Consider the following 8,764-nt stretch of genomic DNA (forward strand, 5'->3'; position numbering starts at 1 on the left):
TCCCGGGGGGGGCGGGGTCCCCCCCGCGCCCGCCCCCAACACACCCCCCCCCCCTTGGGTTGGGTGCCCCCCGGGCCCCCCCCCGGGGGGGGGGGGGGGGGGCCCCCCCCCCCCCCCCGCCTCCAGACAGGCTCACGCAAGCACCGACCGACGGAAGCCGCATGTCCACAGCTCTCTACCTCACCAGGCGCGTCCTGCAGGCGCTCGCGGTGATCCTCATCGTCACGATCGTGGTGTTCTGCCTGCTGCACGCGCTGCCCGGCGGACCCGCCCGCGGTGTCCTCGGCGTCTCCGCGACGCCCGCGCAGATCACCGCGTTCAACCAGGCACAGGGACTCGACCAGGCCCTGCCGGTCCAGTACCTGCGGTTCCTCGGCCGCCTGCTCACCGGTGACCTCGGCACCTCGTACACGCTCAACGAACCGGTGTCGCAGCTCATCGCCGAGCGCCTGCCGAAGACCCTCGTCCTCACCGGCATCTCCGCCGTCCTCGGCCTCGTCATCGCGATCCCCGTCGGCATGTGGCAGGCCGCACGACGCAACGGCGCGGTCGACTACGCGGCCACAGCCCTGGCGTTCGTCTTCTACTCGACGCCGGCGTTCTTCCTCGGCCTCGTCCTGATCATCGTCTTCAGCCAGCAGCTGCCGTGGCTGCCGTCGCAGGCGCCGAGCGGCAACACCCTCGCCGAGGTCTTCCAGGACCCGGCCGGCCTCGTCCTCCCGGTCGTGACCGGAGCGCTCGCCATGATCGCCGTCTTCAGCCGGTACATGCGGGCCTCGACGCTCGAGAACCTGCAGGAGGACTACGTGCGCACCGCCCGTGCCGGGGGCGCGTCCACCGCCACGATCCTGCGGCGGCACGTGTTCCGGAACTCGCTCACGCCGGTCGTCGCGATGCTCGGGTACTACCTGCCCGTGCTGTTCGGCGGCGCGCTCGTGACCGAGCAGCTCTTCAACTACCCCGGCATGGGACTGCTGTTCTGGAACGCCGCGCAGACCTCCGACTACCCGACGCTGCTCGGCTGCGTCCTCGTCATCTCGATCGCGACCGTCGTGGGCACGCTGCTCGCCGACGTCGCGCAGTCCCTCATCGACCCCCGAGTGAAGGCAGGCCGCGCATGAGCGCACAGCTCGCACCCGAAGCGCCCGGTGCTGCGCCCCTGGTCCAGCCCGTAGCGTCCACCGGCTGGCGCCTCGCCGTCCGTCGCTTCCGGCACAACACCCTCGCGGTGATCGGCCTCGTCGTCATCGTCGTGATCGTGCTGTTCTGCTTCGTCGGCCCGTTCCTCTACCCGACCGACCAGACCCACACGCAGCTGTCCCAGGCCAACCTCGGCCCGAGTGCGGCGCACTGGCTCGGCACCGACGCCGTCGGGCACGACGTCCTCGGTCGCCTGATGTACGGCGGCAAGGTCTCGCTCATGGTCGGCATCGCGGCGGGCATCCTCGCCACCGTCGTCGGCACCCTGTGGGGCTCGGTGGCCGGGTACGTGGGCGGTTGGGTGGACGCGGTCATGATGCGCGTGGTCGACGCGGGCATCGCGATCCCGGCGCTCTTCATCCTGCTGGTCATCTCGGCGATCACGACCCCCGGTGTCGGGGGCCTCATCGTCATCCTCGGGTTCGTGTCGTGGCTGGTGCCCTCCCGACTCATCCGCGCGGAGACGCTGACGCTGAAGAACCGCGACTACGTCCTGACGCTCCGCGCGATCGGCGGTTCGCACGCCCGGGCCATCGGGAAGCACCTCCTGCCGAACTCGGTGTCGACGATCGTCGTGGCCGCCACGTTCCAGGTCGCCGACGCGATCCTCCTCGTCGCCTACGTCTCGTACCTCGGGCTGGGTGTCCAGGCTCCGGCGACGGACTGGGGCGGCATGCTCTCGGCGGGTCTCACCGCCGCCTACTCGGGACGGTGGTGGCTCATCGTGCCGCCGGGTCTCGCCGTGATCCTCGTCGTCTGCGCGTTCAACGCCGTGGGCGACGGGCTCCGGGACGCCTTCGACGTGAGGGGCCGCTGATGTCCATCCTGACCACCACCGACCTCGGGGTCGCGTTCAGCACCGAGTCCGGCACCGTCGACGCCGTCCGAGGGGTGTCCCTGCACGTCGAACCGGGGGAGACCCTGGCGCTCGTCGGGGAGTCCGGGTCCGGCAAGTCCACCGTCGCCCTCGCCGCGATGGGCCTGCTGTCCGGGAACGCCACCGCCCGCGGCAGCGCCGTCGTCGACGGTCACGAGGTCGTGGGGGCCCCGGAGACCGCCCTCCGCCGTCTGCGCGGGAGCACCGCCTCCATGGTGTTCCAGGAGCCCGCGACCGCCCTCGACCCCCTCACCCGTGTGGGGGCACAGATCGCCGAGGTCATCCGGAACCACGGGGACGTCTCCGCGTCGGACGCAGCCGCGCGGGCCGTGGACCTGCTCGACCGCGTCGGCATCCCCTCGCCGGCTGCGCGCGCGAAGGCGTTCCCGTTCCAGTTGTCCGGCGGGCAGCGGCAGCGCGTCGTCATCGCGATGGCGATCGCGAACTCGCCGAAGCTCCTCATCGCCGACGAACCGACGACCGCGCTGGACGTCACCGTGCAGGCGGAGATCCTCGAGCTGCTCCGTCGCCTGGCCGCGGACACCGGCACGGGTGTCCTGCTCGTCACCCACAACATGGGTGTCGTCGCGGACTTCGCGGACCGGGTCGCGGTGATGCTGCAGGGCGAGATCGTGGAGACCGGTGGCGTCGAGGACGTCCTCCTCCGGCCGCAGCACGACTACACGAAGCGCCTGCTCGCGGCGGTGCCGCGGCTGGCGGTCGCACCGGCGGGTGTCGGTGTGCCGGCCGGGCCCGTCCCGCCGGTTGCGTCGGTCGGTTCGGTCGCCTCCGTCGACGTTCCGGACGGGAGGCGCGGTGCGGCCCCGGTGGTCGACCTGCGGGACGTCTCGGTGACGTTCGGGCGCGGGGCGCGCGCGGTGCACGCCCTGCAGGGCATCGACATCGCCGTGCACGCCGGCGAGACCGTCGGCCTGGTCGGTGAGTCCGGCTCCGGCAAGTCCACGGCGGCCCGGGTGGCGCTCGGGCTCGTCAAGCCGACGTCCGGCAGCGTGCACCTGTTCGGGTCCGACCTCCGCACCGCGCGGGGTCGGGACCGCCGGGTGCTCCGGTCCGGCATCGGGGTCGTGCTGCAGGACCCGGTCGCGTCGTTGGACGCCCGGATGTCCGTCGCGGAGTGCATCGCCGAGCCGCTCGCCGTGCACCGCCGCGGGCTGTCCTCCGCCGACCGCCGGAAGCGCATCGACGAGGTGCTCGACGCCGTCCGGCTGCCCCGGACCCTCGCGTCCCGCGCACCCCGGGAGCTCTCCGGCGGACAGCGGCAGCGCGTGTCGCTGGCCCGCGCTCTGGTGCTCTCGCCGCGACTGCTCGTGGCCGACGAGCCGACGAGCGCGCTCGACGTCAGCGTGCAGGAGACCGTGCTCGAGGTCCTGCGCGAACTGCAGGACGACCTCGGCTTCGCGTGCCTGTTCGTCTCGCACGACCTCGCCGTCGTGCAGCAGTTCGCCGAACGGGTCGTCGTGATGCGCCAGGGCGTCATCGAGGAGCACGGCACCACGGACACCACGCTGCTGCACCCGACGACGGACTACACACGCCGACTGCTCGCGGCGGTGCCCGTCCCCGACCCCGTGCTGCAACGGCAGCGTCGCGCGGAGCGGCTCGCCACCCTCGCGGCGGTGGACGCGTGAGCACGGTCTTCGCGGGGATCGACGTCGGCGGCACCAACACGAAGGTGCTGCTCGCCACCCCCGACCTCGAGGTGATCGACCGCATCGACCTGCCGACGCCGGCGCACGCCGGCGGGGACGCGATCGTGACCGCCGCCGTCGAGGCGGTACGCGTCCTGCTCGACCGGCACCGGGCCTCCCTGGCGGGTGTCGGGGTGGGCGCGGCCGGTGTCGTCGACGCGACCACGGGCACGGTCCTCGTCACCGCGAACTCGTTCACCGGATGGGCCGGCTACGGCGTCACCGCCGCGGTCTCGGCGGCGCTCGGCGTCCCCGCGACGCTCGACAACGACGTGAACGCGTTCCTGCTCGGCGAGCTCGCCGCCGGAGCCGTCGCCGGTGAGGCCGACGCGCTCGGCATGACCCTCGGCACCGGCGTCGGGGGCGCCCTCGTGCTCGGCGGCACCCTGTTCGCCGGGCCGCGCGGTGCTGCGGGAGAGATCGGACACGTCCCTGGGTTCAGCGACGTCCGCTGCACCTGCGGGCAGGTGGGCCACCTGGAGACCATCGCCGGCGCACGGGGGATCGCCGACAGGTACGCCGAGCGGTCGGGACGACGGGTGTCCGCCCGTGCAGTCGCCGACGCGGCTCGTGCCGGGGACCTCGACGCGGCCGAGGTGTTCGCGATCACCGGGTGGGGGATCGCCCGTGCAGCCCTGCTCACCGCCGGGATCCTCGACGTGACGACGGTCGTCATCGGTGGTGGCGTCGCACGATCGTGGGACCTGCTCGAACCGGCCGTCAGCGCGGCCATCGCGGCGGAACCCCCGGTGAGCGGTGCGGCCATCCGGCTGGCACAGAGTGCGCTCGGCGCCGACGCGGTCGCGCTCGGGGCGGCGGCGCAGGTGCGGGACCTCGTCCGCGGCGGCGCTCCGGTGAGCTGACCCGGTCGCGCACACGACGAGAGCCGGTCCGAACCACCTGATCTCGTGGTTCGGACCGGCTCGGCTCGTGGGCTGGGTGCCCTGTGGTGCTGCGGACGCTAGGCCCGGCGGGCTCCGATGCGCGGCAGGATCAGGCCGAGCACGATCATCGCGACGGCGAGCACCAGGTGCAGCACGTTGTCGGCGCTGTTCAGCGGCACGAAGTTCGCCGGGTCGGCCATCCCTGCGGTGAAGAGGCCGTAGACGAACAGGACCGCGTAGACGATGCCGCCGACGACGAGGTAGAGCCGGGCGCCGCGAGCACCGCGGGCCGCGAGGAGTCCGACGACACCGAAGAGCAGGTGCACGATGTTGTGGAGCACCGACACCTGGAAGAGGCCGACGAGCATCGCCATCGAGCCGTGACCCGCCACGGACATGGTGCCCATGTCCATCGTCAGGCCGGGGATGAAGCCGGCGATGCCGACCAGGAGGAAGACGACGCCGAAGACGAAGGCGCCCTTCTGGGTCCACGTCGATCCGTACCCGACGCGGGTGGTTGCTGCTGCGTTGCTGGTCATGGTGCGACCTCTCTTCTGGAGAAGACCGACGCGTCCGTGCGCGGCCTGGACGCTCATGACGTCCACGGTGCATTCGGAGCAGTCGCACGGGCGGTTTGCAGGTCGTTGCGTCGCCCCGGTCTGATCAGTGGTCCGGGAGGACGCCCGTGAAGGCCAGGACCGCGATGAGCGCCCCGCCGACCGCCAGGAACACCCCGATGGTCCGTACGAACGCGGGCGTGATCGGTCGTCCGTTCGCGAGCCGCCCTCCGCCGATGCGCTGCGCCCACGGGGTCCAGACGGTGATGACGACGCCCCACACCGCGACGATCACGCCGCCGATGCCGAACAGGAGCTGCGGGTTCACGCGGTGGCCTCGACGGTCATGCCTGGAACCTACGCCCGCGACGGCCGCCCGGCGACGGCTGCTCTGCGACGGCGGCGCGACCTGGACGTGTGGTGCGGACCGGCCGAGCACAGTGGGGCCATGAGCCAGTACGACAAGCACGACCCGAACACCCTCTACCCCGCCCCGCCGTACCCGAAGCAGGAGCAGTCCCTGCCGGGTGCCGCGTGGAAGATGGACCCGAAGCCCGACCACGGCGAGGACAGCTACGTCGGCCTCGGTCGTCTCAAGGGCTTCCGCGGGATCGTCACCGGTGCCGACTCCGGCATCGGCCGTGCCGCGGCGATCGCGCTCTCCCGCGAGGGCGCCGACCTCGTGCTGTCCTACCTGCCCGACGAGCAGGAGGACGCTGAACAGGTCCGTGACCTGCTCGAGGGCGAAGGACGCCGTGCGGTGCTCTTCCCTGGAGACATCTCCGACGAGCGGTACTGCGGCGACCTGGTGCAGAAGGCCGTCGATGAGTTCGGCGGGCTCGACACCCTCGTGATGGTCGCCGGTCGGATGGACAGCAACGACGACATCCTGACGCTCGACACCTCGATGTTCGACTCGACGTTCAAGACGAACATCTACTCGCTGTTCTGGCTGACCAAGGCCGCCGTGCCACACCTGGAGCCCGGTTCGACGATCGTCACGACCGGGTCGATCCAGGCCTCCACCCCGTCGGCGGACAAGATCGACTACGCCGTGTCGAAGGGTGCGATCAAGCTCTTCACCGAGGCCGTCGCGCAGCAGCTCGCACCGAAGGGCATCCGGGTGAACTCGGTCGCGCCGGGGCCGGTGTGGACGCCGCTCCAGCCCGGCTCCGACGACGCCGAGACCGTGTCGCACTTCGGCGAGCAGTCGCCGTTCGGCCGCCCTGGGCAGCCCGCCGAGCTCGGTGCCGCCTACGTGCACCTCGTCAGCCCGGAGTCGAGCTACCAGTCCGGTTCCACGATCACCATCGCGGGCGGGACGTCCGCGTTCTAGACGTGGCCGGTGACGGACTGGAGGCGCGTGGCGGGGTCGTCACGTGCCTCCAGGCCGTCTGTGGCCGGGTCGCGCACGACGTGCCAGGCTCGACGGAGCGGAACCGTCCGACCGAGCCGGCCGCGTGAGGAGCAACCGTGGCAGGAACGACGCACGTGGTCCTGGTGGAGTGGAGCGACGCCGGAGCATCCGCGGAGGCGGACGCGCTCTGCCGCGAGCACCTGCCCCGCATCGACGGGGTGGAGTCGGTGCGCTCGGGGGAGAGCGTGAGCACCGAGGGACTCGAGGGCGGGTTCGACTGGATGCTCGTCGTGCGATTCCGGGACCGGGCGGCGCTCGAGGGGTACCTGCCGCACGCCGAGCACCAGCCCGTCGCGGCGTTCATCAGGGGTGCGAGCTCGCGCGTCGTGGTCTTCGACATCGACGACTGACGCCCCGGCTCACCCGGCGAGCGACTGCGTCCCGAGCACGATGGCGAGCGCCAGACGATCGGCATCTTCGGTGCCCGGCTCGGCCGTGTACGCGAGCACCGTGAGGTCGTCCGTGGCGATCTGCAGGGTGTCGCAGTCGAGCGTGATCCGCCCGACGGCCGGGTGGTCGACGACCTTCCGCCGACCGGACTCCCGCGTGGGCGCAGCGTCGCCGGACTCCCACAGCGCGACGAACCGGGGGCTCGCGGCGCGGAGGTCCCGCACGAGCTGTCCCAGCGCGCGGTCGAGCGGGTAGCGGGCGACGGTCACCCGCAGTGCGGCGACGACCGACGCCTCGAACGCCCGCTGCTCGGCGTCGGTGTGCACCGCGCGGCTGCCCGGTCCGACGAGGTGTCGCCACGCGGTGTTGCGCTCGTGACCGCGGAGCGCCCCGACCGGGCCCATGAGTGCGTCGTAGGGAGCGTTCGCGACGAGGATCGTCCCCGCGGCGTCGAGCACCGCGACGGGGGTGTCGGCGAGGCGGTCGAGCAGCCGTTGCACGCTCGGCGGGATCCGCGACGGGACGACGTCCACCCCGGGGACCGCGTGACCCGCGAGCCGGAAGAGCAGTTCCCGCTCGGCGTCGGCGACCCGCAGCGACCGGGCGAGGGCCTCGACCACCTGGGCGGACGGCGAGGTGGCGCGACCCTGCTCGAGACGGGTGAGGTAGTCGGCGGAGATGCCCGCGAGGGCGGCGAGCTCCTCGCGGCGCAGCCCGGTGGCACGGCGGCGACTGCCCGCGACGACGCCGACCGCCTCCGGTGCGACGTGGTCGCGCAGGCGGCGCAGGGTCCGGCCGAACTCGGTGTGTTCCACGTCCCCAGTCTGCGACGCCTGGCGGCCGGTGTCCTGGGTCCGTCAGTCCTACGACAACCGGACGACTCCCCGGCAGCGCCGTGCTGTCCGACGCTGAGGCCATGACAACGACACTCGTCACCGGGGCCACACGAGGCCTCGGCAAGGAAACCGCCCGCCAGCTCGTCGCCGCCGGACACACCGTCTGGATCGGCGCCCGGGACCTCGACACCGGCCGCGCCGTCGCCGACTCGATCGGCGCCCGAGCCGTGCAGCTCGACGTGACCGACGACGCCTCGGTGGCCGCGGCGTTCGCGAAGCTCGATGCCGAGGGCGGCCTCGACGTCCTGGTGAACAACGCCGGGATCGGCAAGGTCGCGCTGAACGGCCCCGAAGCCCTCGAGGTCTTCGACACGAACGCCGTCGGCATCGTCCGCACCACCGAGGCCGCGTTGCCCTTGCTCCGCCGCTCCGCGAACCCGGTCATCGTGAACATCTCGAGCGCGCTCGGCTCCTTCGCCGCGAACCACGACCCGGAGAAGCCGGCGTCGCAGTACCAGGCGATCGTCTACGGCGCGAGCAAGGCCGCGGTCTCGATGCTGACCGTGCAGTACGCCCGTGCGGTGCCCGAGGTGCACGTCGTCGCGGTCGAACCCGGGTACACGGCGACGGAGTTCGGGGGCGTCGAGAACCCGCACGGTCGCCCGGTGGAGGTCAGCGCCGCGACGGTCGCGGCGGCTGCCGCCGCCGGTCCGGACGGCCCGACGGGCGTGTTCCTGGAGGACGGTGCGCCGCTCGGGTGGTGACCACCCGACGGACTGGAGGCGCGGGGGGGGGCCCCCCCCCCCCCCCCCCCCCCCCCCCCGGGCCCGGGGGGCCCCCCCCCCCCCCACCCCCCCCCCCCCCCCCCCCCGGGGGGGGCCCCCACCAAGTGGG

The 8,764-nt window shown here is 72.7% G+C and carries 10 protein-coding genes; 7 read left to right on the forward strand and 3 right to left on the reverse strand.

Translation table 11 applies throughout. The annotated features are described in order from the left end of the window. Positions 1-161: 161 nt before the first annotated feature. From ABIC61_RS18395 to ABIC61_RS18410, 4 genes are read left to right on the forward strand one after another with little or no spacing between them, the layout of a single operon-like run. Positions 162-1,121, forward strand: a complete 960-nt coding sequence (locus ABIC61_RS18395) for an ABC transporter permease (protein ID WP_354031059.1) — start codon at positions 162-164, stop codon at positions 1,119-1,121. Beyond that, positions 1,118-2,017 carry an ABC transporter permease gene (locus ABIC61_RS18400; protein WP_354031060.1) on the forward strand — a complete coding sequence of 300 codons (900 nt, stop codon included), beginning with the start codon at positions 1,118-1,120 and terminating at the stop codon, positions 2,015-2,017. Before ABIC61_RS18395 ends, ABIC61_RS18400 begins: the two co-directional genes overlap by 4 nt. Next, the gene (locus ABIC61_RS18405; protein WP_354031061.1) at positions 2,017-3,726 is read left to right on the forward strand and encodes a dipeptide ABC transporter ATP-binding protein; all 1,710 of its coding nucleotides are present in this window, start codon (positions 2,017-2,019) and stop codon (positions 3,724-3,726) included. The genes ABIC61_RS18400 and ABIC61_RS18405 overlap by 1 nt, the downstream gene beginning before the upstream one ends. Further along, positions 3,723-4,649 (forward strand): ROK family protein, encoded by a 927-nt coding sequence (locus ABIC61_RS18410; protein WP_354031062.1) that lies wholly within the window; start codon positions 3,723-3,725, stop codon positions 4,647-4,649. Before ABIC61_RS18405 ends, ABIC61_RS18410 begins: the two co-directional genes overlap by 4 nt. Positions 4,650-4,747: 98 nt before the next feature. On the opposite strand, the gene ABIC61_RS18415 is transcribed toward ABIC61_RS18410, so the two are convergent. Both ABIC61_RS18415 and ABIC61_RS18420 read right to left on the reverse strand, forming a co-directional pair. Continuing rightward, positions 4,748-5,209, reverse strand: a complete 462-nt coding sequence (locus tag ABIC61_RS18415) for a DUF4383 domain-containing protein (RefSeq protein WP_354031063.1) — start codon at positions 5,207-5,209, stop codon at positions 4,748-4,750. Between the two features lie 124 nt (positions 5,210-5,333). After that, positions 5,334-5,555 (reverse strand): hypothetical protein, encoded by a 222-nt coding sequence (locus ABIC61_RS18420; protein ID WP_354031064.1) that lies wholly within the window; start codon positions 5,553-5,555, stop codon positions 5,334-5,336. A gap of 120 nt (positions 5,556-5,675) precedes the next feature. Here ABIC61_RS18420 and ABIC61_RS18425 point away from each other — a divergent pair, with 120 nt between their 5' ends. Then, positions 5,676-6,563 carry an SDR family oxidoreductase gene (locus tag ABIC61_RS18425; RefSeq protein WP_354031065.1) on the forward strand — a complete coding sequence of 296 codons (888 nt, stop codon included), beginning with the start codon at positions 5,676-5,678 and terminating at the stop codon, positions 6,561-6,563. Positions 6,564-6,700: 137 nt separating this feature from the next. Beyond that, positions 6,701-6,994 (forward strand): Dabb family protein, encoded by a 294-nt coding sequence (locus ABIC61_RS18430; RefSeq protein ID WP_354031066.1) that lies wholly within the window; start codon positions 6,701-6,703, stop codon positions 6,992-6,994. Positions 6,995-7,003: 9 nt separating this feature from the next. Here ABIC61_RS18430 and ABIC61_RS18435 read toward each other — a convergent pair whose 3' ends face one another. Continuing rightward, the gene (locus ABIC61_RS18435) at positions 7,004-7,849 is read right to left on the reverse strand and encodes a helix-turn-helix transcriptional regulator (RefSeq protein ID WP_354031067.1); all 846 of its coding nucleotides are present in this window, start codon (positions 7,847-7,849) and stop codon (positions 7,004-7,006) included. Positions 7,850-7,950: 101 nt separating this feature from the next. On the opposite strand from ABIC61_RS18435, the gene ABIC61_RS18440 reads away from it, so the two are divergent. Further along, the gene (locus ABIC61_RS18440; RefSeq protein ID WP_354031068.1) at positions 7,951-8,634 is read left to right on the forward strand and encodes an SDR family NAD(P)-dependent oxidoreductase; all 684 of its coding nucleotides are present in this window, start codon (positions 7,951-7,953) and stop codon (positions 8,632-8,634) included. Positions 8,635-8,764: the final 130 nt, after the last annotated feature.

It is taken from the genome of Curtobacterium sp. 1544 (assembly GCF_040544915.1).
GTDB lineage: Bacteria > Actinomycetota > Actinomycetes > Actinomycetales > Microbacteriaceae > Curtobacterium > Curtobacterium pusillum_C.